The 26336-nt window shown below is 35.6% G+C and carries 21 protein-coding genes; 4 read left to right on the top strand and 17 right to left on the bottom strand.

The window, feature by feature from the left end:
- Positions 1–28: 28 nt before the first annotated feature.
- Entirely contained in the window at positions 29–1459 is a 1431-nt protein-coding gene (locus HW347_RS13490) for a RagB/SusD family nutrient uptake outer membrane protein (RefSeq protein WP_214612342.1), read from the bottom strand.
- 29 nt (positions 1460–1488) lie between these two features.
- Positions 1489–4590, bottom strand: coding sequence for a SusC/RagA family TonB-linked outer membrane protein (locus HW347_RS13485; RefSeq protein ID WP_214612341.1), 3102 nt, complete (start codon positions 4588–4590; stop codon positions 1489–1491).
- Between the two features lie 1175 nt (positions 4591–5765).
- On the opposite strand from HW347_RS13485, the gene HW347_RS13480 reads away from it, so the two are divergent.
- Positions 5766–6140 carry a cupin domain-containing protein gene (locus tag HW347_RS13480; protein WP_214612340.1) on the top strand — a complete coding sequence of 125 codons (375 nt, stop codon included), beginning with the start codon at positions 5766–5768 and terminating at the stop codon, positions 6138–6140.
- Between the two features lie 340 nt (positions 6141–6480).
- Here the strand turns inward: HW347_RS13480 and HW347_RS13475 are convergent, their stop codons facing one another.
- Both HW347_RS13475 and HW347_RS13470 read right to left on the bottom strand, forming a co-directional pair.
- Positions 6481–8730 carry an alginate lyase family protein gene (locus HW347_RS13475; protein WP_214612339.1) on the bottom strand — a complete coding sequence of 750 codons (2250 nt, stop codon included), beginning with the start codon at positions 8728–8730 and terminating at the stop codon, positions 6481–6483.
- 434 nt (positions 8731–9164) lie between these two features.
- Positions 9165–9665, bottom strand: a complete 501-nt coding sequence (locus HW347_RS13470; protein ID WP_214612338.1) for a shikimate kinase — start codon at positions 9663–9665, stop codon at positions 9165–9167.
- Between the two features lie 101 nt (positions 9666–9766).
- Between HW347_RS13470 and HW347_RS13465 the strand changes: the two genes are divergently transcribed.
- From HW347_RS13465 to HW347_RS13455, 3 genes are all read left to right on the top strand, one after another.
- On the top strand, positions 9767–10735 hold the full coding sequence (locus HW347_RS13465; RefSeq protein ID WP_214612337.1) for a sugar phosphate isomerase/epimerase family protein: 969 nt from the start codon (positions 9767–9769) through the stop codon (positions 10733–10735).
- Between the two features lie 22 nt (positions 10736–10757).
- On the top strand, positions 10758–11480 hold the full coding sequence (locus tag HW347_RS13460) for a ribonuclease activity regulator RraA (RefSeq protein ID WP_214612336.1): 723 nt from the start codon (positions 10758–10760) through the stop codon (positions 11478–11480).
- Between the two features lie 91 nt (positions 11481–11571).
- Entirely contained in the window at positions 11572–12648 is a 1077-nt protein-coding gene (locus HW347_RS13455) for a phosphatidylinositol-specific phospholipase C1-like protein (RefSeq protein WP_214612335.1), read from the top strand.
- A gap of 11 nt (positions 12649–12659) precedes the next feature.
- Here HW347_RS13455 and HW347_RS13450 read toward each other — a convergent pair whose 3' ends face one another.
- The 13 genes from HW347_RS13450 to HW347_RS13390 form a co-directional block, all read right to left on the bottom strand.
- Positions 12660–13811: a PepSY-associated TM helix domain-containing protein gene (locus HW347_RS13450; RefSeq protein ID WP_214612334.1), complete on the bottom strand. Its 1152-nt coding sequence runs from the start codon at positions 13809–13811 to the stop codon at positions 12660–12662.
- A 51-nt stretch (positions 13812–13862) separates the two neighbouring features.
- Positions 13863–16262 (bottom strand): TonB-dependent receptor, encoded by a 2400-nt coding sequence (locus HW347_RS13445; protein WP_214612333.1) that lies wholly within the window; start codon positions 16260–16262, stop codon positions 13863–13865.
- A 303-nt stretch (positions 16263–16565) separates the two neighbouring features.
- Positions 16566–18371 carry a glycoside hydrolase family 2 protein gene (locus HW347_RS13440; RefSeq protein ID WP_214612332.1) on the bottom strand — a complete coding sequence of 602 codons (1806 nt, stop codon included), beginning with the start codon at positions 18369–18371 and terminating at the stop codon, positions 16566–16568.
- 253 nt (positions 18372–18624) lie between these two features.
- Entirely contained in the window at positions 18625–19953 is a 1329-nt protein-coding gene (locus tag HW347_RS13435; RefSeq protein WP_214612331.1) for a hypothetical protein, read from the bottom strand.
- 209 nt (positions 19954–20162) lie between these two features.
- The gene (locus tag HW347_RS13430; RefSeq protein ID WP_214612330.1) at positions 20163–20312 is read right to left on the bottom strand and encodes a hypothetical protein; all 150 of its coding nucleotides are present in this window, start codon (positions 20310–20312) and stop codon (positions 20163–20165) included.
- Positions 20313–20331: 19 nt separating this feature from the next.
- Positions 20332–20520 (bottom strand): hypothetical protein, encoded by a 189-nt coding sequence (locus tag HW347_RS13425; protein ID WP_214612329.1) that lies wholly within the window; start codon positions 20518–20520, stop codon positions 20332–20334.
- A 57-nt stretch (positions 20521–20577) separates the two neighbouring features.
- Positions 20578–21249, bottom strand: coding sequence for a hypothetical protein (locus HW347_RS13420; protein ID WP_214612328.1), 672 nt, complete (start codon positions 21247–21249; stop codon positions 20578–20580).
- A gap of 204 nt (positions 21250–21453) precedes the next feature.
- Positions 21454–22020, bottom strand: coding sequence for a hypothetical protein (locus HW347_RS13415; RefSeq protein WP_214612327.1), 567 nt, complete (start codon positions 22018–22020; stop codon positions 21454–21456).
- Entirely contained in the window at positions 22021–22989 is a 969-nt protein-coding gene (locus tag HW347_RS13410) for a YHYH protein (protein ID WP_214612326.1), read from the bottom strand.
- Positions 22990–23298: 309 nt separating this feature from the next.
- Positions 23299–23961 (bottom strand): carboxypeptidase-like regulatory domain-containing protein, encoded by a 663-nt coding sequence (locus tag HW347_RS13405; RefSeq protein ID WP_214612325.1) that lies wholly within the window; start codon positions 23959–23961, stop codon positions 23299–23301.
- Between the two features lie 175 nt (positions 23962–24136).
- On the bottom strand, positions 24137–24601 hold the full coding sequence (locus tag HW347_RS13400; protein ID WP_214612324.1) for a hypothetical protein: 465 nt from the start codon (positions 24599–24601) through the stop codon (positions 24137–24139).
- A gap of 219 nt (positions 24602–24820) precedes the next feature.
- Positions 24821–25063, bottom strand: a complete 243-nt coding sequence (locus HW347_RS13395) for a hypothetical protein (protein WP_214612323.1) — start codon at positions 25061–25063, stop codon at positions 24821–24823.
- A gap of 126 nt (positions 25064–25189) precedes the next feature.
- Complete coding sequence (locus HW347_RS13390; protein WP_214612322.1) at positions 25190–26239, bottom strand: nuclease-related domain-containing protein; 1050 nt, start codon at positions 26237–26239, stop codon at positions 25190–25192.
- Between the last annotated feature and the right edge of the window lie 97 nt (positions 26240–26336).

Here is a 26336-nt window from a genome sequence, read left to right as displayed (position 1 = left end):
CTTTTTTATTTATTAATTTGGGAATGATTTAGTACCCTGGATTTTGAGTTAATATCCCATTACTTAAATTTATTTCACTTTGAGGAAATGGTAATAGCAAATCTGAAGTTGAATACCCTAAACCGTTAGTTGCTGAAAATGCAGACAAAGTAGATTCTGCAGCCCCTAAACGTACTAAATCAAAAAATCTATGGTTTTCAAATGCAAGTTCCATTCTTCTTTCTAAAAGTAAATCAGCTTTAGTAATAGGAGTAGTAACAGGAGTTGTTAAACCAGCTCTATCTCTAATTGCTTGAAATGAAGCAACTGCAGGAGAACTAGAAGTCTCTGCACCACCAGCCATAATAGCCTCAACATGCATTAATAAAACATCTGCGTAACGCAGTACAATCCAATCGTTTCCAGCTAAAGTAGCATCTGATAAAAATGTTTTACCATCAGCTCCACCGTCTTCGCCATTTGGTAAATACTTAGTAACTTGATTTTGTGTAGTTTGACTAGGGTCTATTCTATACGAAAATTGTGTTCTATCTCCTCCAGAAACATCTAAAGCAGCAACCGCATCTGCGGTAACATAATTTACACCACTACTTCTACCAACACCATTCATCCATTCTGCTGAAAATAGTTGGCTGTCACTAGATAATGCAGAAGCATAACCAACAGCAAAAATAATCTCGTCATTTAACTCTTGGTAAAAAACATCACTAAAATCAGGCTCTAATGCAAAACCAGATGCCATTATATCTTCACACAAACCCTGAGCATCAGCATAATTTTCACCTTGCGTAAGATATGCTTTGGCTAACAACGCTTGTGCTGCTGCCTTAGAACCTCTTGTTTTAAAGCTATTATCCAAACCTGCTATAGCAGTAGTTAAATCGCTTTCTATTAAATCATAAATTTGCGCGCTTGAAACTCTCTTAAATTGAACTTCAGTTTCCAATGGAGTAATTACACCATCAATTAATGGTATATCTCCAAACAAACGTACTAAGTTAAAATACGCATAAGCTCTTACAAATTTGGCTTCAGCTTCAAAAGAAACAGCTTTGGAAGCATCTTCCACTACGCTTAAATTGTCCAAAACTACATTAGCTCTAAATATTACATTGTAAAAACTTGAATAATAATCTGCTACAATACCGTTAGTAGCTTGAATTGTGTAAGATTCAAATTGAGCAGCTTCACCTTCTTGGCTTTTTGTTCTAGTGTTGTCACTACGCATTTCAGTTAAGTAAAATTCGTACATAACACCATGATTAACACCTGAACTGGTGCTATTAACACCCTGTATACCATCGTACATATTAACTACTGCAGTCTCAACTTCTGCTGCATTTGTGTAATAATTTGCAGAAGTTACTCCAGATGAAGGTGCTGGTTCTAAAAAGTCACTTTGACAAGAAGCTAATACAGCTACTATTAAAAGCAAGGTTATATATTTATATTGTTTCATGATTTATATTGTTTTATGTTATTTTCTAATTAGAAATCAAGATTTAAACCTACAGATATTGTTCTGAAAATTGGAGAACCCGCACGTTGGTATCCATAAGTAGTAGGACTGGTACGGTCAATAGATTCTGGGTTGAAACCAGTGTAATCATCTGCTGTTTTATACATTAAGTTCTGTCCTGCAGCATAAAGTCTTAATCCAGAAACACCGTATTTAGATAAAAGGTCTTTATCAAAATTATAACCAATATTTACATTACGAAGTGCTATATAAGAAGCATCTTGAATAATATCATTAGTAAATATTTTTTCCTTAATAAAACCTTGATTAGGTGTAGTATCTGGGTTGAAATCTTGACCTCCATTAAACTGATTAAAGATATATTGGTCACCCATATTACGAACTTCCGCACCGTGAGAACCTTGGAACATAAAACTGAAATCGATATTGCCAAACTTAAAATCATTTGTGAAACTCCATACAAAATCTGGATAAGGATCTCCTAATGCAGCTTTGTCTTCGTCATCAATAATGCCATCACCATTTAAATCTTTCACATAAACATCTTGTGCTTCTCCTCCAATTGGGTGATATGGATTGTTTATGTATTCCAAAGGAATATCTTCATCTACAACCCAACCATAAAAAGTTGATATAGGTTGCCCTTCTAAGTTAACCCATTCTGCAGCTCTTTTACTATCAACATTTTGAATTTGCCCATCAGAATCAGCAAAATCTACTAAAGTGTTTTTATTGGTACTAAAAATAAATGAAGAACTCCATCTAAGATTTTCTTTATTAATATTTTTAGTTCTTAACTCAACTTCGAAACCTTCATTTTTAACTTCACCTAAGTTTACTAAAGCACTATTAAAACCAGTTGTAACCGAAATAGGGTTATTCAAAAGTAATTGGTCACTAGTTCTTTGATAATAATCTACAGAACCAGACAGTATATTATTAAAGAATCCAAAATCAATACCAGGGTTAAATTCTACCAAACGCTCCCATTTCAAATCAGGGTTAGCAATATTTAATGGATTAAAACCAGCTTCTAAACCTCCATCAACAACTGCTGTAGTAGAGCCTAATAATGCTAGATAAGGATAGTTATCTACAAGTAAGTTACCAGTACTTAAAGAACTAGTACTACTACTGGTATCAGGATTAACACTACCTACATTTAATAAATCGTTACCAGTAACACCGTAACTAGCTCTAAACTTAAGTTTATTTACAATATCGCTATCTCTTAAAAAAGCTTCTTCGGCAACATTCCAACCAACAGAAGCTGCCATAAAGTTACCGTACTTAAATTCATTACCGAAAATAGAACTACCATCTCTTCTATAGCTAAAAGAAGCTAGGTATTTATTGTCATACGCATAGTTTAGCCTAGTAACATAAGACAATCCATTTTTCTCCCATTCAAACGCATCAGCGCCAGAAATTACAGTGGCATTTGTAATTTGTTTAACAGCATCTGATGTGTAGCCAGTACCTGAAATACTAGAATAAAAAGATTTCTTACTTTCTCCTGTTACCCCTAGAATAACTCCAATCTCATGCTTTCCAAACTCGTTGTTGTAAGAAAAGAAGTTATCTGTTAAAAGATATGTTTCTCTTTGCGTAATTTCATTCATGGAGGCTGCGGAAGCACCATTTCTGTTAGACAGAACTCCTTGCCATCTTGTTCTTTTCGTATCTTGATATGATCCAGATAAAGTAGTTCTAAAACTTAAGTTTTTAGTAATATTATAATTACCATAAACACTTCCAAAAAGTTTAAATTTTTTGTCACTACGCTCTCTTTCTAGAATTTTAGCAGCAGGATTTGTGTTTGATGTATTACTAATATCTACTAAAGCACTGCCATCACCATATAAGTCATAGTTATCAAAATGTCTTTGAAGAGCATAATCTCCCACAACAACATCTGGATAAACCCCTCTATCCACATACTGGATAGTATTTGTATCATGATACACAGGTAACCAGTTCGTTTGTCTTAAAATATCATGTGTAGAACCATCAAAACGTCTTCTGTTAGTATATGAAGGAGTTAAACTAGCACCAAAAGAGAATTTTTCATTAACCTTAGTATCTACTTTTAATCTTAAGCCATACTTCTTAAAATTATCAGTTAACAGTACACCTTCATCATTTGAGAAGTTAATTGCAGTACTAAATTTAGTGTTTGAATTACCACCTCTTGCGCTTAATGAATGACTGGTTATTGTACCTCCATCAAAAATTTCATCTTGCCAAGAACGATCTATACCTATTAATTGCTTGTAAGCAGTTCGGTCAGAAATAGAACCAGTAGCTGCTAATTCTGCAGCAGCAGTGTCTTCAATTGAAAAAGTATATGAATCACTATGTCTTGCCTCTTTAAAACCAGTAAAAGTGCTATAGTTGAATTTAGTCTTTCCTTCAACTCCAGCTTTCATTGAGATCATAATGATGCCGTTAGCACCTTTAGAACCATATATTGCAGATGAAGCAGCATCTTTTAAAATTTCAAAAGATTCTACATCATTCATATTTAAGGACCCTAAGAAATCAGCATTTACAATCACACCATCTACTACAACCAATGGAGTGGAGTCACCTGCCATAGAGCCAACACCTCTAATGTTAATTGTTGGTGCAGCACCGGCTTCACCATCAGTAGCTTGAATATTTACCCCCGATACCTGACCTACTAAAGCCTCATCAACCCTAGATACAGCTATCTGACCTAAATCATCATTGACAACTTTTGAAATAGAACCTGTTAGGTGTGATTTTTTTTGTGTTCCATAACCTACTACGACAACTTCATCAAGTAATGCAGCATCTTCGGTCATTACAACATTAATAGTCTCTTGGTCTCCTACAGTTATACTTTGAGTTACATAACCGATATAGGAAAATTGAAGAACGTCGCCACTATTAGCGTCTATAGTATAAAGTCCGTCAAAATCTGTTGCAGTACCTGTTGTGGTACCGGAAATAACGACATTTACGCCAGGAATTGGTACGTTAGCGTCATCTACAATCGTACCCGATATAGTAGACGCGTCTTGAGCAAATATTGCGGCGTTTATAAACAGCGCAAGTATTAGTGCTAATTTGTTTTTAAAATTCATTTGTGTTAAAGTTAAGTTAGTAATGTTCATCGGTTTAAGGCCCGACGCCTAAATGAAACTGTGCGAGAATTCCATTTAATCATCAACTTACTATAGCACGTAACTCATTAACGTTTTTGAATTTTGTATTTTTGTAATGAGCGTGTATAGTAAAGTGTACGTGTTCGTTGTGTTACTTCCCTTCAGAATGAAGTAATTTTAGTTAAAAAGGATGGGTGTGCGCCCGTCCTTTTTTTATTTAAGTACTTTATATTTTCATCAAATATTTCTTAAATTAATATTAGCTAGTAATTCTCTTTTTCAATTGGTTACCCATACTGGTTTACCAAATTGGTTTACCAAATATAACTTAATACTTTGTTAAAAAAAAATAATATTAAGAAAATTGGTATTGATTATTGCGCATATAATATTTTGAAGAGACTCAATTTGCTAAAATGATAATTGTAGAGTACCGAAGTTTAAGAGATAGCTATTTTGGTTTTAATAACTACGCTGTCCCTGTATTATATTGGGGTTTTTAGAAGTTGGTCATATTATTGTCTTGATGATTTCTTTTGTTTTCTTCTCTGCAGAGTGAGCATACATTAGCTACTTTTTATACGCTTAGTGGGTTGTGAATGAATTGTTAAAGTAATTGTGGTTACATCGTATTTTATTAGCAAAAAAGAAATTTTTTTGTTGTTAGCTCAGAAAGAAATGGAGCTATTGGCATGGCTATTATAATTAGAATTTAATTAATTTCTTAGCGATAAAATCTTATCTGAAAACACTAAAAACACCATTAGAAAGGTTTTCATTTTTTCTGAGAAATTCCATGAGTTTCGTATGGTGGTATACAAAATTAATTACCTCTTTTTAGCATTTTTATTGCGTCGGAAATTGTCATTTTAAATTCCCCGTATTTTAAATTGGTAGATTCTTATCTAAGGTTTTTCAGACGTAGTTTAATGACAAAAAAGAGTAGAATTATGATAGTTTTATGTACGCTTTTTATGGATATAATACACTCTCCTTTACTAATCACAGATAAATAGATAAACCGTTGGCTGTCAACCTAAAAAAATAACAAAACATATGCATTAAAATCGTAAATTTTCTAATTTTTAGCTCTCTAATTATTTGAAATAAATTATATTGCTTAGGTAATTATTTTTATAAACTAAAAACAAAAAATGAAACGATTTAGTGAAAAGTACATCACCACAAAAGACATGGAATGGGAAGTGCTTGGTGGAGGAGTGTCAAGAAAATTCTTAGGCTACGATAATCAAATCATGATGGTAAGAGTGAAATTTGACAGTGGTGCTTTAGGTGCTCCACATCAACATTTTCACACACAAGCTACCTACTGTGTTTCAGGTAAATTTGAATTTGAAATTGATGGAGTAAAACAAATTGTTGAAGCAGGAGACGGTGTGTATATTGAGCCTAACTTATTGCATAGTGCAGTTTGCTTAGAAGAAGGAGAGCTAATTGATACATTTAGCCCAGTAAGAGAAGATTTCTTAACTGGCGAAGGCCCATCTTATTTTGGTGATAAAAAGTAAGTATAAAAAAACTTCTCTTAGCTTATAACGGGAGGTTAAAAATAGTTTTCTCAATTATATTGCTTTGGTATATAATACTTAGAGAAGTAACTAATAAAATTCTATAATTTGGTTTTCATGTCCTGAATTGGAAAATATTTGAAAATCAAATTATAGAATGAATTGAAAGGAATAAATTAGAGTTTCAAAAGTTCTAGAAGCCAACAAAGTTATAGGTATATAGGTTTGGTTTTACTCTAGAAATTAGTCTTCTTGCGCCTACCATTAATCATAGGTAAACCAAATATCGTTTTCTATAAAAATTATTGATAGCACGCCAAGACTTTTTATACGCTTACTTTTAGTTAATCTTAACGAATTCATAAGGACCCGTCCAGCTATACTCCTTATTTTTTATTGTTAAGGTGTGTTCTTTATTTTTTTGTTTGTCTTCGTTGGCCAACAGCAACATTAGTTGACTACCATTAGCCTTTGTTTCAACGACTACCGCTGTATACTCTTTGTTATCTTCCATAAGTTCTATTTTGGAAATTGCACTGTTAGAGTTTACTGAAAACTCAGAAACCGGACTGTACTGCCCGTGTGATTCCACGACCGAAACGAATGTTGTGTTCTGTGTATTTTTTCTACGGATGACAAGACCGGCATCTCTTCTTAAGTTAAATTCCGGATCGTTAGCGCCAATGCGCACAAATTGTAATTGGTCATCTTTTAAGCTAGCAGTGGTTAATGTATAAAAATGCCCGTTTTCTAACCAGCTTAACTTTGAGTTATCTTCTTTAGGTTGCCCCGTGCCTTCTGCCCAAAGATGTTGGTATCCATGTTCAGAACCCAATGTCTCTAAACTTTTAGGTGTGGAGAAATCAAAATTAGTTTTCATAACCTGGCCTTTAAAGTAGAAGGGAAGGTCATATTTATTTTTAGTAGTAGAAACCACTTTTAAAATATCCAGTAAAAAAGGTTTTTCAAAACCATCAGCTTTTATTAGTGCCATGGTTCTTTGCATTTCCGTACCGGGATATGCGTTCTTTTCTTTAGCACTTACTACTTGTACTTCTGGATTGGAAGTGTCAAAAAAGTAAAGCTCTGAATGGAATTTGCTACCTACTTCATATTTACCGCCAAAATGAGAAGTTTCATTTTGTACAAGTGTATTGTGAGCTATTGTTTGTTTGGCCCAGGTCTTATTTTCTTTTAAATAATTACCACCACCTTTTTGCTCAATATTTACAAAGCGAGCTAGTCCGTAGTCTTGTAATATCTCCGTGCCTTTTTCGTAAAGCGAAAATGACAGCTTATCATAATGTCCGTGGCTTAAACCTTGCGCGGCATATTTAAAAACCAAGGTCATATCTTCATTACCATACCTAAGTATACCAACACCGCCTTCGTCGCCCTTGGTGCCATCAGTTAGGTTTATTGATTTTTTTTGAAAAGGTTCAGCCTTCCCATCTCTAATGCCTATAGCAACGGCAAGACCTGAATCATCCAATAAAACTTTACCTTGCTCTTCTGCAATACTCAATAATTGTGGATTGTGTCCTCCATAATGATATGCAATATCAAGAGCAGTGACTACGTCAGGTGATTTGTACGACATTCCTTTCTGAGCATCGTTCAGAGGGAAAAAATCCCCGTCCGCATCAGAAAGATTTACGAGTATGTTTACTGACTTTAGCAACACGCTATCCTTATGTTCAAAAATCTTTTGCTCGGGCTTCACATTGTGCAATGCCTCGGCAAAAATTAAGAAAGGATACATAGCATATCTTTGGTAGTAAGGTCCTTCGGTATAATAACCATCAGGAGAAAATGGCTCATCTACATTGGCAAGAAAGCCAACCTCTTGGCCTTCTATTTTTATAAACCCACCATCATTGTCTTTAGCTCCAACAGGTAATCCGTCGTCTTCTATCCCGTATAATGCTCTTTGGATTAATTCATCATCATTCATTACCAACCCGATCATACCAACGGCAGCATTACCCCATGTACTATGGTTGTGAACACGGTTGTAGAATTGAGGGTTTTCTATAGATATGAAATCTGCAAAAGGTCTGAAAAGATTTTTTTCAAGTTGCTTGCGTTCTTTTTTAGATAGGTAGTCATAAACACAGTCATAAGCCTGACTTACATAAACCAACCAATTGGAATCATTAAGGCACTGCCAGAATAACTTTCCTCTAGCGTATGAACGCGTTTGCGGGTGTACCGGTAAATCTTTATACATGCTTTCATATTGAAATAACATGTCTTTAATATATATGGCATATTTTTCATCGTCTAAAATCTGATACAATACACCGGCTTTTTGAAGCGTCTGAAAATTAAGTTTGTGACGAGAGTGTGTATATCCACCAGAAAAATCTTTAGGTATTGGGGTTTCAATTCCCAATGCTATTTCGGCATCTACCTCGGCTTTTACTTTTTCTAAAGTAGCATCAAAAAGAGGAACGTTACCTAATTCTGCTCTTATCTTTTGAACGCCTTCTTTGGTTAAAATTAAGCTGGGATGGTCTTGTGAATGTCCACTAAAGGAGATTAACAATACGCAGATAAAAATTTGTAATACTCTTATATGTTTGGTCATATTTGAATTGAGTTATGTAGTATGCCTAAATTGTATTAGTTAGTGCTTATTACGTTGAAAGTAGAATAGGCATTTAAGTTGTAATCTGAATCACCAGTAAAATAGGGCCGTTCTATTTGGTTTTTAACACGATAATTTTGGTCGCCGATCATCTCTGTTTTTCTGAAGTACTCAGGGGTTTATTCCTGTTTTTCAAAATTGGCTCACCGACGACCAACTGCATGTTAATGGCTCTGCTATCTTTAAATATATTGTCTGTTGTATCTATATAATGTAAACCATAAAGTAAAATGGCAGACTATGATTTGAACGTTGAACAATTCAATTGGTTAACCAATTTGGTTTACCAAAAATAGAAATATTTTTTAACCGAACAAATTATAGGGAGCCTATATGCTGAATTTAAGGTGTAAACGTGTCAAAAAAAACACGTATCAACCATATTTTCTAGCTAAGTACTTTAAAATGGTGTCCACTATTTCTTGTTCCGGATGGGTAATATCTACAGTTAGTGCCCTTTTAGGAATTTCTAGTAGCTCAAAGTCCGATTCTAGGGAAGACTCAGTTTGGTTGTTTGAGTGCCCTTTGTCTAGACGTTGGTTAACCTCGTCATAAGTACCGTTCATAAAAACCCAGTCAATATTTAAATCTAGATTTTTAGCCAGCTCTAAACGTTGCTCTTTTTTTAAAATAGAACAAGAAACTACACAACCATCTTTATTGAATTGCTCACTAATTAAGCTTGTAATAGCTGGTAACCATGTGTTAGATTCCGTATTGGTATTTTCCTTATCGGCAATTAGCTGTTCATTGAATAGTGCATCTGCATCAAAAAATGGGATGTCTAATTTTTTAGCTACCTTCTCACCAACAACACTTTTACCGGTTCCGCAAACGCCCACTAAAACAACTATAAAATTATCTTTTTTACTCATCTGTTAAATAATTGGTTTACCAAATTGGTTTACCAAATATAGTTATATTTGACTGTTATCAAAATTTCAAGTGTTAAAACCATTTTTAAAACCATCCAATTATGGCCATTTACAAACCTCAAGTCAGTCGTAGAAATTTTATTAAGAAATCTAGTTCTGCAGCGCTGGCAGTTCCATTATTTCCACTTTCAGACCCATTTTCTTTAGCTACTAACTTTTTTAATGAAGGGCTTCAGGTACATCTTTTTTCAAAACACTTACAATTTTTGGGATTTGATGATATGGCTAAGGCTGCCGCCGAAATCGGTTTTGATGGATTGGATTTAACGGTAAGACCAAAAGGACATGTCTTGCCAGAAAATGTTGAACGCGATTTACCAAAGGCTATGGAAGCCATGAAGAAATATGGTTTAAAGTCAAAAATGATGACAACCAATGTGCTGAATGCAAATGAAGATTTGGACAGGCAGGTTTTGGAAACGGCTAGTAAATTAGGAATTACACATTATAGAACCGGATGGCTTACCTATCCAGAAGAGCTAAGTATTCAGGAAAGTCAGGAAAAGTATCGTGAACTTTTTAAAGAACTGGAAACAGCCAATAAAGAATTGGGATTAATAGGCTGTTACCAAAATCATGCTGGTAATCATGTTGGCGCACCTATTTGGGATTTACCTCCTATATTACCATCTCCGGATAGCAAACATTTGGGTAGCCAGTATGATATACGGCATGCTGTAGTGGAAGGCGGTATGAGTTGGGAATTAGACTTACGCTATATCGCACCCTACATAAGAAGTATTGTTATAAAGGATTTTAAATGGGGAATGGAAGAAGGTAAGTGGAAACCAATCAACACCCCTCTAGGAGAGGGAATGATAGATTTTGGACGTTACTTTTCATTGCTGAAAAAATACAAAATTAACGTACCTATATCTCTACATTTAGAATATGACCTTGGCGGTGCCGAGCATGGCGCTACGGAAATTACCATAGATAAAGATGAGGTTTTTGCCAAAATGAAAAAAGATTTGACTTTCCTAAAAGATACTTGGAACAAAGCGGAATAATAAAAAATAACTGAAGCACAGTATGACAGCAAAAGTAGCAACCACAACAGAAAAACTAAGAAAGGTCAGTACGGCAACTATTGCCACTTGTCTATTTAAAAAAGGCTTAAAAAATCAATTTATACAGGATGTTAAGCCGTTAAAAAATGGCAAGCCCACCATGGTAGGTAAGGCCTATACGTTGCGTTATATTCCTGCTCGGGAAGATTTGAATCCTATAGAGGTGTTTAGAGACCCTAAGCATTTACAGCGTGTTGCCGTAGAAGAATGCCCAAAAGGGTATGTAATGGTTATAGATAGTAGAAAAGATGCCCGTGCCGCTTCTGCAGGTTCTATCTTGGCTACACGATTAATGGTGCGTGGGGTAGAAGGTATAGTTACGGATGGCGGGTTCCGTGATTCGGCTGAAATTGCCAATCTTAATTTTGCATCTTATCACAACAGACCTACAGCTCCTACCAATCTAACCCTGCACCAGGCTATTGCTATTAATGAGCCTATTGGTTGTGGTGATGTAGCTGTATTTCCAGGGGATTTTATTGTAGGTGATGATGATGGTATTATGGTCATACCAGCTGGCATTGCAGATGAGGTTGCTGATGAATGTACTACAATGACACTTTTTGAAGAGTATGTGATGGGCGAAGTTGAAAGTGGAACATCCATAGTAGGACTTTATCCACTAACAAATGAAGCATACAAAACTAGTTTTGAAGAATGGAAGGCTTTGAACGGTAAGGCATAGTTTTAACGAAGACGAAGATTCTTGGATGGATAAAATGGATACTAATAAACCATAAATTAAAAGAGTTAAATTACGCGCTAATCTCTGCTTTATGAAAATAGCTTACACCTTAGTAGTACTGATTACATCTGTCTTGTTCTTTAATAATTCTGTAGACAATAAAAGCCCAAAAGAGGCAAGGTTAAATGATATTCAAATTATTGGTAGCCATAATAGCTATAAGGTGGCAATTGAGAAACCGCTATTTGAGTATTTGCTGAAAAAGGAACCTAAATTAAGTAGTTTGGAATATGACCATATTCCGTTATCTGCGCAATTAGATTTAGGACTTCGTAATTTGGAGCTCGATGTTTTTCATGATCCAGAAGGAGGTCATTTTTCAAACCCTAAAGGTTTGGAAATCATTAAATCTATGGGGCTGGAGCCAAGACCTTTTGATGTGGAACAAAAGTTGAAAACACCAGGTCTTAAAATATTTCATGTTCAGGAAGTAGATTTTAGAAGCCATCAATTACTATTTAAAGAGGCTTTGATGGAATTAAAAGCGTGGTCCAATGCTAATTTGGGACACACTCCAATTATCATCACCATCAATACCAAGGATAACGAAGTACCAGAGACAAGAAAACCGTTACCTTTTGATGCTCAGGCGTTACAAAATTTGAATACAGAAATACGAGACATATTTTCTGAAGAAAACTTAATTACACCTGATTTTGTAAAGGGCGATTATGATACTTTAGAGAAAGCGATTTTAGATAAAGGTTGGCCAGAATTGACTAAGGTGAAAAACAAGTTTTTATTTGTTTTGGATGAGGGAGAAGAAAAAACAGATGCCTACTTATCCAATTTTTCAAATTCAAAAGGAGCGGCATTATTCGTAAATAAAGAAGAAGGAAATCCAAATTCAGCTTTTAGGGTTATAAACGACCCAGTAGTGGATTTTGAGAAAATTAAAAATCTCGTAGCTTTAGGATACATGGTCCGTACACGTGCAGATGCAGATACCAAAGAAGCAAGAACAAATGATTATAGTAGGTTTGAAAAAGCCAAGGCATCTGGTGCGCAGGTAATCACGACAGATTACTATCTCCCCAGTACATTTTTTAAATCGGATTATAAAATCAGTTTTGAAAATGATACCTACGAAAGAATAAAAAGTAATTGAAAATAGCACTCTTAATCAACCAACTCCCGAGTACGAACAGACGGGGTTTCTTTCTTTTTATACTTACGTCCATACCACAATAAAATACCTGTAACTGGTAAACTAGCGGTAAGTAGGCTTACCAGAAAAGCAATGATTTTTCCGGGAAGACCTCCTATAGACCCAATGTGAATGTCATAGGTCATCCGAACAATCTTATCCGGTATTTGGGCATTTTTATATTTGCCGTAAACACTTTCTGTTTCTATTTCTTCAAGTGTGTTTTGGTCAAAAAACCGAAAATCGGAATCATAAAAAAGACCCTTACTATTGGAAACTTCTACATAAACGCTTTCATCTGCTGTAGTAGGGTAGTGTAGTTCGTAGGCTTCTGCTTCTGGGGATTCCTTCATTAATTTTACAATTAGATTATCCCATGGTTTTGCAGTAGTATCCTCTGGGGTTTCACTATTATTTTTTGGGATATTAAATGCAGCTTCCTTTTTACCGCCAGTTGCTACGTAAACGCCATACATTAGCCATTTATAAGACATCATAGAACCTGTGAAAGCTAATATTAAAGCAAGGGAACAGACGTAGAAGCCAACAATGGAATGCAAGTCAAAGTTTTTACGTTTCCAGCGGGTAGTTTTCTTCCAGTCAAATTTTAGGCGTTGTTTTAGATTCTTCCGTTTTTTAGGTAACCACAGAATAAAGCCGGAAATAATAATAAAAATAAAAAGGAGAATGGAAACACCTACCACCTGTTCGCCAATGTCTTTGGGCAACCATAACCGCATATGACCTTTAAGGATAAAAGCAAAAAAACCGGTAAGGTGGTTATCAACTTGAATAACCTCTCCGGAATAGGGATTTAAAAATACACTTTGATAAAACTCAGGTTCCGCATCATAAAAAATAACCTCTATGGCATCATCGGCTTTCTTAAATAGCGTACCGTGAACATGGTTATCAGGAAAAATTTCTTTAGCAAGTTCCTTTGCTTGTGTTGGCGTTAAAATAGGTTGGTCCTGGGGAACCACTTTTTTGTATTGATCATAGGTACTTTCAATCTCTTCTCTAAATGCCCAACAACAACCGGTAACGGATACAATAAAAACTACAATTCCGGTAGCTAGACCTAAGATTTTGTGTAGGGTAAGAATATGTTTTTTTAGTGCCATAGGATACAAAGAATAAGGCAACCTGTATGAGTTGCCTTTATGGATTATATTTTAAAATTTAAAACTGAAGGTGCCCAGAAGTGCTCTTCTTTGCTGTGGAGTTACCGTACTCCATCCAGAATAATAGGATTTATCCGCTAGGTTATTCCCTTTAATACTAAACCTGTACTTGTCTGTTTCATAATAGACAGAAGCGTTAAAAACGGTATAAGAAGGAATGTAAAAACTTCCGGTGGTTGCTTTATAGTCAACCATGGTATCATATTCCGAAGCACCGTTAAAACCGGCTCCAACTCCAAAGTTTTTTAGAAACTTATAATCGGTCCAAAAGTTATAGGTTATATCTGGACCAGATTCGCCATACCTATTACCTACTAATTCCATGGCAGAAGGAGAATCCGTAATTTCAGAATCGTTGTAACTAAAACCGGTATGTATGTGTAACCCTTCAATTGGGTTGGCGTTTACTTCAAGCTCAATACCCTGGCTGTTTATTTCTAAATCCTGTGTTTTTGTCGCCCAGTAATATTTGTTGTCTACGTTTATGTTGTAATAGCTTAATGTAGCTTCTAATTTATTGTGGAATAGATTAGATTTCATCCCCACTTCAAATTGATTTGCTTCTTCAACATCATAGGATTGTAATACGGTTTCACCTGAAGAAAAGTCGGTGATGTATTGCGGATTTACATATGAAAATCCATTCTGATAATTCGCAAAAACGGACAATTGATCTATAATAGGCTGAAAAACGATACCAAATTTTGGAGAGAAAGTAGATTCAGTATATTCGGAATCATCATCAGCTACGGTATTTACATCACCTTCATAATCAAACCGGTCATAACGTACACTCGCCATTACGGATAAAGAAGGTATAATGTGGATAACATCTGAGATATAGGCTCCAAATACATTTTGGCGCACATCAGAATCTAGATTCCCTAAGCCTGTTAATGCAGTACTTAAATTCTGGGCATTAATTGCTGGCTCACCATATATTAAATCGCCCTGTAGATTTATAGAATGCAGGTATCCCCAATTAGAGCTATTGTCTATTGTTTTAGAATCCAAGTAATCTAAACCAACTAATAACTTATTTTCCAAATCTCCTAAATGAAAGGTTCCATTAAAGTTTTGCTGCAGGTTTAAGGTCTTTGTTCTAGAATCCGTGTCTTGTGCATACAAGCTAAAGTTTTCTGTACCTATGGGAGCTGCCGGGTCTGTATAATCTGCCGTGTTCCATAAATAGGTATAGTAACCTAAAGATTTAGCCAATCCGCCTGCTATTAAGGTTTGAGAAGACCAGTTATCCGTTATTTTCCAAGCAATTTCTCCCCTGTAATTCTGGGTGATATTATCTATGGTAACATCATTGTTGGTAAAGGATAAATTGGTGTCGTAATTTAAATCGGCAATAGAATTAAACGCTATGGGACTAGATCTGTTTAAGAATAGGAACGTTTCATTGGTCTGCTCATTCCCTGATGCTTCATAGGAGAAGTTCAAGGATAGGTTGTTGTTAACCTTATACGAAAGCGATGGCGCTATAAAAACCGACTTCTTAAAACCTGCATCTTGAAAGCTGTTGTCCTTTTGGAAACCACCATTTAAGCGGAAGGATAATTTTTCGCCATCAGAGATATTTACATCTACATTTAGTTTTGCAAAATCATTAGAACCGCCAGATACCGTTACCTCTCCTCCAGTGCTGTTATAGGGTTTTTTGGTAACAATATTAATCAAGCCGCCGTAAGAGGTAACTGAGCTACCAAATAAAGTTCCAGAAGGACCTTTTATAACTTCCACACGTTCTACATTAGAAGGGTTGATAAACCCATTTGTAATTCCGGCAACGCCATTTACCAATTGTGGTTGCACTGCAAAACCACGGCTAGAATAATACCCGGCACCATCGCCACTTCTACCTGTAGAGGACCATAATTGCGTAATACCCGCAGCATTTACTAATGCATCCTGGAAGGTGTTAACGGACTGGGAGATAAGTAATTGATTCGTAATGGTGTTGTAAACTTGGGGGTTTTCTATGTTCTTTAGGGGCATTTTAGAAACATAGGCCGTTTGCTTTCTAGAAAATTTGTTCCGTCGTTCTGCTTCAACGATTACTTCGTTCAGGATTTCATTTCCTTCGTAAAGTACAATCTCGGGTAAGGTTACATTTTGGTTGTTAGCAACCGAGAATGGAATTTCCTTGGTTTTGAACCCGAGGTAGGAGAGAGACAACACATAGTTGCCGTTGCTAAGATGGTTAAGTTCAAAAGAACCCGCTTCGTTAGTTTGGGTTCCGGTACTCGTATTTTTTAGGAGGACGTTTACACCAAAAAGGGGCATTTTGGTGTTATCCGTTACTTTTCCTGTTACGGTCGCTTCTTGGGAAAAACCAACGTGAGACAGGAATACTAACGCTAAGGTTGCTACAAAATATTTCATTATATTTATTTAGACTTGATATGAATAGTTAATTTGCGACAAATGTATCTATGCATGTTTAATCTGCCAAATTATTTATAATAAATCTAAATAATAAAATTTAACCCCTTGGTTTACTGTCGTTTTATAGGGTTGGTGTTTTTGAAGACTGCTGCTATTTATGGAAAATGCAGTCAGATTTGGGATGTTTTGTGTGTAGAGCAGAAGCGTAGCATAAAAAAAAGCACTCCTTTTTTAAACAAAGGAGTGCTTTTCTAAATACTAAAAGTACGCTAACTTATAAAATCAGCGGCGTACAAAATATTAGTTATTTTCTTTCTCGTAATACTCTTGAAGGATAAAAAAAGCTTGTTTCTTCATTCCCTGTTCAGAGATCAATCCTTTTCTATTAAAGTCGTCTTGGATTCTTCTTAACGGACGTCTAGAAGAGCGGAAATCCATCAAAATCCACGGAGATAAACCAGATAGGAAATCAATGTTACGCATCATTTCAATATTGGTTTTAAAAACCTCTGCTTGGTATTCTTCCGTCCATCGTTCATTTTTTTCACCATGATGACCATAAAGAGCACCTCCACCAACTTCACTCATAATCATAGGCTTGTTGTACGCACTTGCCCATTTTAATTGCGCACAAGTATCGGTTGCGCCGGCGTACCAACCACAATAGGCATTAATACCTATAACATCTACCACTTCGCCCAGTGGGTCTTCAATTAAGTTGCCATCATCCCCTTGTGCTTGTGTATCTAGTGCAGCTGTAATAAGACGGGTATCATCTAGCTTTCGGGCTTGTTCGGCAAGGTTTCCTATAAAATTCAATCTAGATTCGCCTTCAGGAGTTTCATTCGCCATAGACCATAGTACCACGGCTGCACGGTTTTTATCCCTAGAAATCATTTCCGTAAGCTGGTTTTTTGCATTGGCATAAGTATCTTCATTGTCAAACTGAATAGTCCAATACACCGGTATTTCGGACCATATTAAAAAGCCCATTTTCTCTGCCTCACGTACCATAGCTTCGCTATGAGGGTAGTGCGCCAGACGGATAAAATTACAGCCCAATTCTTTGGCCCATTCCAACAATATTTTACATTCCTCTACAGAAACTACACGTCCCGTTTTAAAGGGGGCTTCTTCGTGAATGCTTATCCCTTTTAAGAATATCTGTTTTCCGTTCAATAAGATTTTAGACCCTTCCGTAGCTATGGTTCTAAAACCGATCTGATCCGTAATTTCATCGGTTGCCGTTTTTAAAACAACTTCATAGGTCTTGGGGCTAGTTGGACTCCAAAGTTTTGGTTTCGCTTTAATAGAAAATTCAGCTTTTCCATTTTTAAGAACGGTGTTTACTGTTTTCTTTAGTTCAGGAATAGCTATGCTCACGGCATCACCATCTTTACCGTTGGCAACCGAAACCCAACCTTTAATGGCATTGGTTACGCCTTTTGGTAATTGAACCGAGTAATCATTAATATGAGATTTTGGCACAGTAATTAAATGAACCGATCTGGTAATGCCGCCGTAGTTCCACCAATCTTGGTTTACCGTTGGTACGTTTTCTCTTTTTCGTTTGTTATCCACTTTTACGACCACAAAGTTGTTGCCTTCTTTTAGCTTGTCCGTAACCTCAAACTGAAACGGGGTATATCCACCCACATGCCTACCAATACGTTCGCCGTTCAGGTAAACTATGGCCTCATAATTTACGGCCTCAAAATATAAAAAAGCGGCCTCGTCATTCTTGGCGGTATAGGTAAAGTCTTTTTTGGACCAAACAGTGCCCTCGTAGTAATACAATTTGTCCATTTGCGTATTCCAATCCCCAGGAACCATAAGTTGCTTGCTGGTATCAAAATTGTATTCTATTAAGTCAGACGGAGATTGCATTTGGGCATTCATAAAATAGCCGTCTTCTTTGGGTTGTAACCTGTGGTTGTAATATCCGTTTTCTAGCGGGTCAACAATCATGTCCCATAGGCCATTTAAACTGGTTTTCTCTCTAGAATCTATGTTCTGTAATAAATCGGAAAACGGAGCCTCCTGTGCCTTTATAGTTGTGCTTAGCGTTAAGAGGAATACAAATAGGAGGGTTTTAATGTGTTTCATGTGTAGCTGTTCTTCAGTTTTTAAAGTGATGTGTTTCTTATGTGCTAATTGCGGAAAAAACACATCATGACCCAAAAGAATGAAATTAAACAAGTAGTTTGAGTGCGGGTTTGTGCGAAAGATAAAAGTAAGGAACTTTCTAATAGAGCCTTTACCAAAACCTTGTATTTTCATTTATAAACCGAAAAAGGAACATTCCGTTTTACCGAAATGTTCCTTTTTTTGGCGTGCCATAAGTACGTGCTGAAGTCATTTATTCAAGGAATACATATTCTTCCCTTTCAGTTTTTGTAAACGATGAATCATAATCAACGTACCATTTGGTAATCCACTCCTGATATGGAATTGATTTAATCTGTATAGTTGAATAATCATATTTGAGATCATTAATTTTCATAGCGGGATACATTTTTTTTAACTCATCAGGTATCTCTCCAATTACAGGGTAATCGTGTCCAGGAGAAGTAATTGACCATCGTAAATATGCAAAATCTATGTTATGTTTACCTGTAGAGGTATACCAACTGTTATTTTTCCTAATTATGGTATCTACGTTAGTAGTAAAAGTAAATTCGAAAATAGATGAATTTTCAGGGGTAAAGAATAAGTCCTCTCTAATAATTAAACTTTCGGGTTTTGGACCGATTGATATGTATCGGTATTGTGTTTTATCAAACGTAAGTATAATATCTGATAGATAATTATTAAACTTATTTAGATAGCCTAGTTTTATTTTATCAGGTATACCGTACGACCAATAACCGTATGAGTTCAAATGATAACCTTTTCGTAGTGTGTTTTCATTAATTGTGAATACGTCATAGACTAGTGTTTTTGTAGTTGCCGGTAAGTCTATAATTAAACTACTGTCAAAAGCCATAAATTCAGAATAATCAAAGTTGTACGCATCACCTACTTTGACATCATTTACAAAACGATATTTCATATCAAAATTATCGTCCATAATAGATACAATAATGTCTGTTTCAGTTCTTAAGTCAATATTATTTATGCGAAAATCTACATAGCTAGAATTTATAAGCGACCCAGCATAAACAAATTGGTATGGAATATGTTCTAAGCTGGAAACTGCATGCGGTATTTTAGTTGATCTACTTGGGATATTAGTTATGTTGATATCAAAGGTGCCAATACTAGGCGTTAGATTAATAGCAGTACCTTCGGTAAATTTCCAATTACTGCCGTTATCAATATCGGTATAAGTCTGTATGAAATAACCATCTTCTGTTAAATTTAATATCCTTCTTAAATGGCTAACTGTAATCTTATTCGTTACTTCTGTTTCCAAAGATTCAAAAGTAAGTACATCTCCAGCTTCGTAGGATTTGAAGTCTAATATTTCTCCGGTATCATTGTGAATGATAATCCAATCTTCAGTTTCTTTGGTATTTGTCGATGCATCCACGGTCAGCGTAAAATAAATTACTGAAACTGGTTCAGCTGGCTCTTCTTGTTCTCCCTTGTTTACAGGAGGCTCCACTGTAGTGGTCTCATTTTCAGAACAGCTGACGGTTATTAGAAAAACAAAAATGATTAATGCAATTGGTTTTAAAAATTTCATTCTCGTTTTAATAATCTAGACTAATTAGTAATGATTTAGCTTGCAAAATACATTATATTTCTTAAGAAATATAGCGGTTTTTTAAATTTCATCTCTCCTTTTCAATCCAACCACTTTTGTTTTGGTTCCTGGGCTTCAAGAATAGCTAGGTCCATTAGATGTATCCAAATAGTATTTAGGTGTTGGGTTAAAAGAGGATGAAATTTTGTTTAATTGGGGTTCATTTGAGATTTTCCGGTCATGGCTGTTATAAGTCCTCCTGCAATAGGGCCATATGCCATAATTCCAATTCCTTTTAAGTTTACTAAGCCTGTTAGAGTTCCAATAGTTAAAACCAATCCGAAAAGGGCTACAATCAAACCTCCATAAAATAAATTTTTACCAGTTGCATTTATTGCCTATATTTCTTTGTACTTTTTTGTCAACCTGCCTTATGACTACAGTAATTTCTTCTTGTTCTATGCCTAGGTTTTCAAGCTTTTGTCTTAAATCTGAAAATTCCAGTTTCCCAGAAGTTATTTCATTGAAATAATTTTTGATGGTTAAGGCTCGGTTATAGTTTTCCATAATTAAGAAATTGGGTAAAATAATTGGTTAAATCATATTCTATGTAACTACCTCCCACTAAAAATCCGCCTCATACCCATGCCCATTTTTTCCGTAGAAAGTGAGCCATTTGGCAGCGGAATATACAATATGAAGTTTAGATTCTATTTGGTTTTCGTCCGTATTGGGAGCAGTTTGCTGGTCTTTTAAATGCTCCAGGTTATGCTCTTTTGCAATAGTATTGGCAGCACTCATTAACCGATTGCCATAATCTAGTGTTTCATCCGCTTGTTTTGTACTCCAAGCCTCACTTACCAAATCTTCTCCGATCAGGTCAACGCAATCTTTTAAAAACTGCCCCCTAAAAACATTTTCGTCCTGCCCAAGAGCTTTATAGCAAGGAACGCCATCTTGTTCTTTGGCAAGCGGAATAACATAGTACCCGTGGTGTTCTTTTAGAAAATCTTCCAAAGGTGGTTTTGGTTCCATTTCCTCATACCGTTCTTTGATCCAACTTTCGGCCTCTTGGTCTTTTCCTACCATGGGCGCTTTTATGGTTTCGTAGGTCGATATTTGGTTGTCAAACCATTCTTGAATCAATTCTTCTTTTGTAGGTTGTTTAATTCCCCTGAGTTTATCCATAAAACTAGGTTTAGGGATAGTATCGGAACTCACCATTTCAAAAATTTCTTTAAACCTTTTTTCGAATCCTTTTTGGGGCTTGCCCATAGGACGCATGTCTAATCCCATGCGGTTGTTTTTTAATTACTAAAAGCTGATTTTGATTACAATAGAACGAAAAAAAGAAGAGGATATTTTTAGGTGAACAAAGAGAATTTTTTCAAGAAATTTCATCTCTATTTTTCCATTTTCTATAGATACTAGAAGAGGGTAGAAGTAAACCGATTTACACCAAAAACAACCCAAATAACATAGCCGTGGCGTCCATTAGTTTTAGTGAGAAACCGATTTTTTACCGAATTTCTTATAAAGGAAATAAAACACAGGAATCAATAATAGCAATAGGTACGGAGTATTATTCTCTTTTTTCAATTGAAAAGTACCTTTCTGGCTTCCCGTTTGGAACGTTTCATTTTCTTCACCTAGAGCAAGAGTGTTATAGTTTACCTGATTTCCGTTAAGGTTGCATAAAGTGGTATTCGTTACCTCAGATAGACTGGTTCCCTTAAAAGTGATGTTGTAGGTGTTTTGATGGGCATGCTGGTTATTATCCAATTCTTCAAAACTCTGCAACTCCAGAACCACGCCGTTTTCATCTTTCAGGATAAGATTTTCCCTCAGGTATTCTAAAAAGGTAGTTTCAAAATCACGGTTGTTCACCGCCTCTTTTAAGGAAGGTTTGTAAGCAAGGAGCGCGTTTCTTAATGTCCACGGAAATTCGGCTTCTACCACAATGGTATTTTCCGTTTGGGTGAATTTAAAAAAAGCCTCATTGGCTTCATGTGCCCATGCATTAGAAAAGGGCATACTCCATAGAAGCAGGAGAATAACATATTTCATTTATCGCCCTAATTTAAAATCGTTGGAAGGCGTACCTCTAAAATACCTTGGCACACTTGGAAAAGCATCTGTAATCACATAATAATACGTGCCATCAGGATACTCTGGCGTTACACCGTTTCTTCCATTGGCCCTATCTAAAATGCCTGCAGTTTCAATAAATTCATAATCGTTAGAATAAATTCCGTTGTACACATCGCAAGGAGCCGTAACACCATCTCCGGGTCTGTTTCCTGATTTTAATTCGTAGCTAGGTGTCATTGTAATTACGGCGGAAGAAGCATCGGTAGCATCCTCGTACGCATATTTGTAATAAATAGGAAAACCATCCGCAGCATAGCCGATCATGGTCATTTCATTGTCAGGAATATCCAGGTTTTCTAGAAAAAGTATAGGCGAACCGTGATAATGGTATTTTCCCGTAGGTTGTACGTGTGCATTATTGCAATCCAAGCCCAAGTTTACGTTCAAGGCCTCTAAGTTCCATTCCCAATTTACATTGGCGCTCAAAGCACCCTCATGCGGAAAGGGCTCTGCAGCAACGGGATCTAACTCCACCCCGTTTAAAAGCACACCAAAAGAATATTGTGGGCCTGTATTTTGATTTAAAAGCGATGTAAAATCAGTCGCTTCAGTAGGGTTCAAGGGTAACTCGTAAGTTTCAGATTGTTCGGAAATGGCATTGGGGTTCAAAGAACCGGAACCACCACCAAAGAGTCCCACCAGATGTTCCGGTATAGAATTGGAGGCTATGGTGCGCGTAGTTTCTGAAGTAGATTCCTCATATTCAGAAGCGTAAGGCAAGGTTACATCACAAGGACCTCTACTGCTGTCCAAAACTTGGTCTGTAGTACAGGCTTCTTCCGTAGGGTCTATAACCGCGGTCTCGTCAGAAGTGGTGTTGTCATCGCTACAACTGTGTAATGCTAGCAATAGCGAAAGGAATGCAGTAGGTCTTATAAAATTCATTTCTTTTATATTTTATGTTCAGTAAGACAAAAGGGTGGGGCAAAGGTTTAATTTGAAATATGATATTCCATAAATCTGAATCCTTTTTGGTCTAACCCGTAAGTCTTTTATCTAGTCCCAGACCGTTGTTTTTAGATTACTAAAAACCGACTGTGATTAGAACAGAACGAATAAAAAGAAAGTATATTCTTACGTAAGTGAAGAAATTAAAAAAAGAATAGTTACTGTTTTGAACAGGTTATTTTTTCAATACATCCAGTTGAATAGTTACCCTTTAAGAAAACAATGAATATGGAAGCCTTTAGTTTTTTAGTGACAATTTTTATCCTCCTTTTTTCTGAACAAGTTGCCAACTTTTCTAAAGAAACTTTGTTTTTTAATAAATTCAACGTCTCCAAGTACGGTATCATCTTCTACCATTTTTACCTTTAGAAACCCAGTTTGGGCAGTGACTTCTATCTCTTGCATTTTAAAACCAATAAAAGAGAAGACAAGAGTGGGGTTATTACCGAATTCTTTAGTGGCAATAGGTATTGAAAAATTCCCGTCAGTATCTGTTTGCGTACCGTAAGAAGAACCTTTTATCATAATATTTATACTGGCTAAACCACCGCTAGTATCAAACGCGTTCCCTTTAATCTGAATTGAATCTGATTCTTTTTTAGGTAAAACCGATTGTTCTCCTTTTTGATTTAGTTGCTCAATAATACTGATTTCAGTTACTTTATTTTGGCCAAATGCTGGCGTTGCAATGGATAGTAAAGTTGATATGCCGACGAGAAGCCCCGCTTTTGAAAACTGATTATGCTCTGTAGATAAAATTTCCCGATTTAGTTGTTTGGCTTTAAATTTGCCACATATCTTTTGGTTGCTATCTAAAAGTTGGGCTAATTGATAGTTAGATGTATTCGTAAAATCTATAACCTCTTTTTCACAGGAGGAACAAAACATACCTTTTTCTGTAGGCGTCATTTCGCTCCATTTAGAATTACAGGGTTTTGGTATTTTTATTTCGTATTTCATTGTACTTACAGGAAATGATTCGTTTCTCTAATGTAAGAAAATATTGACTAATTTATAAAAAGCTTTGGGTTACTCTTCTCGAAAATCTTTGAGCTATTACTTTTTAGTTTTAATAAAAAGTAGCTCACTCCAAACCTAATTGGTTGTTGGGTAGTCTTACAATTTGGTATTCCGTCCATAGCTCTGGGTTGGAAACGGCATTTTTCTTAAGCTCCGTTTTGCTCATTTTCTTTTCAGGTTCATTGTTAGAAAAAATGAGTACAGTTTCATTTTCGGGAGTGTAGAGCCAATACTGTGGGGTTGCTGAGGAAGCACTTGTACCGGTTGCGCACCATCCATTAACACTGTAGCTTTCTCCGGTTTTACATGCATTATGGGCCAAAAGTGTTATGCTCATCCAATTTTCACTCAAAATGGGTTCAGAATCAATTCTTTTGGAGTAATACAACCTTTCTGGCGGGTCTTCACGGTCATTCCATTCAAACACCCACGTGCCATATAAATTAAATTCTGGGATAGGAGCATCTTGCGCGTTAGCGAACCAACCAGTAAAAAGAAAAAGTAAAGAAAGAAGTAGGGCTTTTTTCATGTTGATTGTAGCTTCAAAAATTGCGCCGTAACCAATTGGTTGTTTTATTTCTTTTTTCCAATACGATACATGACTACCGAAGAAAGGACACCTAAAACAATTAAAGCGAAACAGGTTTTAAATATGTAATGGTCTTCTTATTTTTATTTAGTATAGCTATTGCAGTACCTTCTTGGTAAGTTTTAAGTTTAGATTGACTAATTACAAGGTTACAATTTTCTACTTTTCCAGAGTTGTATCGGTCATCATTAAATCAACATTATTTCCTTCATCAACGAGCTGTCCTTTTATGCGAATTTGCTTGTTGTCTTTTAGCTCACTTTCGTCGGATTTATTAGCGAATAAAACAACCAACTTTCTTATTTCTCCTTTATGCTCAATTTCTGTGGAAATGTAATGATGACCACCATCAGCTCCAGTCTGTTGGACTTTGTAATCTGTTAAGACTAATTCAGTTATCATACGTTTTAAAGTATTTCAATTTAGATATAGAGTTTCGCACTGCTTAGTTTACTCCAAACCTAATTGGTTGTTGGGTAGTCGAATCTGCCGTAATTGCGGTTATACATTGCTAGCACTAATTTCTCATCAATTTAAAATATTAGTTATTCTGTTTACTTGGTTTTCCGTTAAAACAGGTTCAAAATATTTTATGTAATCGTTCATTTCATTTAAGAGTTTAACTTTTACATATTTGAACTTACCTTTTGGTTTGTTATTTATCATAACAATAAGATTTCGTATTGGAATTTGTTGTTCACCCCAATGATGACCATTTAAAGTTATGTTTTCAGAAATATAGATGTAAAGCGCAAAATTTGCCCTTTCGATTTGTTCTATTGGTGACCTTAAACTGATTGACTCTACTGATGATGTACTCCAGTTTTTTGTTTCAATTATAAAAATTCCTGCTTTGGATATTAAAAGATGGTCAATTTGTATGGAATAGATTCTTTGATTATGTTTTTTGTAAAAAATGGGACGAGCAAAATTTAAGTTAAAGTCATTAATTAAAACATAATCATCAGATAGTTTTTTTATTTCCTTAACGACCAAATTTTCCCCAATTGCCCCTGAAATTAGATTCTTTGAGTTTTCTATTACACTCAGGGTATATTCTAATTTTTCGGTTTTAGGTTTTGCTCTTTTTTCAATTAAGTATTGCTTTTCCGTTTCATATTCTCTTATAAAAGCTTGATCATTTTCAATACCTCTAGATATATTGTTAAGAGATGAATTTGTCAGTTCAGTTGTCTTTTTGAGATAACGGTTCGATTCTTTTTTTAAAAAGACGAGATTGATACTCGAAAGCATCTTTTTTAAAAAGTTCTCTCCGTTCTTATTTTGAATTAAATCAATTTTTCGCTGTATTTCGTTGGTTTTATTCTTTACTGTTTGTTCTTGGAAATTGATTATTTCAGTTTTTTTCTTGATTTTAAGTTCTAGGCTTTTGCAAGTTTTAAAATATTCTGCATCCAACTGCGCTGAAGTGGCATCGAGAATTAATTGTTTTTCTGACTTATAATTTGATAAAAAACCTTTAATTTCTTTTACAGAACTAAACCTTGAAATTCCTTTATTCTCTAATTTGGACTTTAAGGATTTTAATGATTCTATTGTCCCGTATATTCTTGCCATTTGTGTTTTTTCAAATTACAGCCTAAGGTCTAGTTATAAAAAGTAGTTGATATATCTGGTCGTTACAAATTTGTTGGTGGAGCAAGCTGGCACGAGT

The organism is Zobellia barbeyronii, from assembly GCF_018603515.1.
Taxonomy (GTDB): Bacteria; Bacteroidota; Bacteroidia; order Flavobacteriales; family Flavobacteriaceae; genus Zobellia; species Zobellia barbeyronii.
The sequence above is the reverse complement of the archived record's forward strand: the minus strand, read 5'-3'. Positions and strand labels throughout refer to the sequence as shown.